Origin of the sequence: Paramuribaculum intestinale, from assembly GCF_003024925.1 — a bacterium.
Lineage (GTDB): Bacteria > Bacteroidota > Bacteroidia > Bacteroidales > Muribaculaceae > Paramuribaculum > Paramuribaculum intestinale.
The window spans coordinates 1-1,753 of sequence record NZ_PUED01000318.1 but is presented as its reverse complement, the minus strand read 5'-3'; the positions used below and the strand labels follow the sequence as shown (position 1 = coordinate 1,753).

Below are 1,753 nucleotides of genomic sequence, written 5' to 3'. Positions count from 1 at the left end.
AAGGCGCGGTATCCCTTTTCGCCGGAGAAAACGAAAACCTTCAAAAAATAATGTTGAAGGTGCAGGCCCTTATGTCCATAACAATGGGTTTGCAGCAAGTAGCGAACGCCTTAAACAAGGATAGCGCGTTTATGCTTGTAACCGTCGCCAAGGCGAAGGAGTTGTTATCCGCAGCAACCAACCGCTTAACCGTGGCTTTGGGCGGCTCAGTCGTGGCCGCAAAAGCATTGATGGCTACTTTAACGTTTGGTTTATCGGTAGCCATTACCGCCGCTATATATCTTTGGGATAAATATAGCAGTAAGGCAAAAGACGCGACAAAGGCAAACGAAGAAGCAAAAAAAGTTTTTGATGAGTACCACAAATCCACCGCATCAAAAAGCGCGGACTTAGTGGGTAAATACCAACGCCTACGCGATGAATACAATAACTTGAAGTCAGCAGCAGAGAAACAAGAATGGATTAAAAACAACGCTTCCGAATTTGATAGCCTTTCCCTTTCCGTTAATAACCTTACGGACGCGGACAATGTATTTATAAAAAATACCAAGTCCGTTGTTAAGGCGTTGGAACTTCGCGCTAAGGCATTAGCCCTTCAAGAACTTCAAATGAAGGCTTACGAACAATATTACCAACGAATTATAGCCGCCGACCAAAGCGTGGCCGGGGGAGGCTTCTACACCAAGGTAGGAAATATAATTAAGCAAGGGACACAAGACCAAAAAGACCTCGGGGCGGCTATGAAGGCCGCCGGAGCGGTCAGCGCATCGGGTGACGCATATAACAAAGATAACGAATGGTACACGATGAGCGGCGGCGACTTCAAATTAACCCAAAAGGCCATAGACGCTATTAATGCGTACCGTGTAAGTCAAGCCCGAAGCACGAACCAAAGAATCCACAGCGAAGCACAAGCCGAATTAGACAAAACCGTAGGCTATACAAGGCAGCAGATAGCACTAACAGAAAAAGAATTAAAAGAATTAGACATACTTCGCACCAAAGGATCCAATAAACCAAACGGGAACGGTTCAAGTGCAGGAAGCAGTAGCAAAAATGAAAAAGACCCCTTCGCCGAGCAGTTAGCAACACGAAAAGGACTTTACGAAAAATATTTGAAGCGGATAACAAGCAGCGACGAAACCGTAAGGAACGCCGCCGCTTCCGAGTTCGCGCCCTTATTGAAGGAAGGCAGTAGCTATCTGCAATATTTGGAGAACCAACGCGCCGCTATTGAAGCCAAGACCACAAAAACCGCCGCCGACTTAAAGAACCTGACAACCCTTAACAACGAGATAGCCAACGCCACCCGCGAATCGGTTATTTCAGCCTTCGACGCGCAGCTACAACAGGAGTTAGCCCAGTGCAAGACCATTAGCGAAATGTTGGCGACCATTGAACGCCGACGTTCCGAACTTTCCGGGGATAATTCCGACGTGGATAACGCGAAGGCGGAAATCCTTAACACCGCCGAAGCAGACACACTCCAACAGGCGAAGGAAGAAACGAAGGCTTTGTTACAGGAATACGCGGGCTACCTTCAAGAGAAGATAGACTTTGAAGAAAGTTACGCCCGGAAGAAGGAACTTTTAAGCCGTCAAGCCGCAGAATCAGCCACGGACGCAGAACGCCAAGTAGCCGAAGCCGCATTAGCCGCGCTTGAAAAGGAGCGCGAGGAATACGCCAAGCGCAGCGGGAACGAGCAATACGACGCCCTGTTAGAGGAATACCAAACCTATCAGCAACAGGAAAC

At 48.1% G+C, this 1,753-nt stretch carries 1 pseudogene; it reads left to right on the top strand.

Annotation, left to right across the window (positions count from 1 at the left end):
• A pseudogene (locus C5O24_RS14180) lies at window positions 1–1,753 on the top strand (hypothetical protein); the annotation flags it as partial.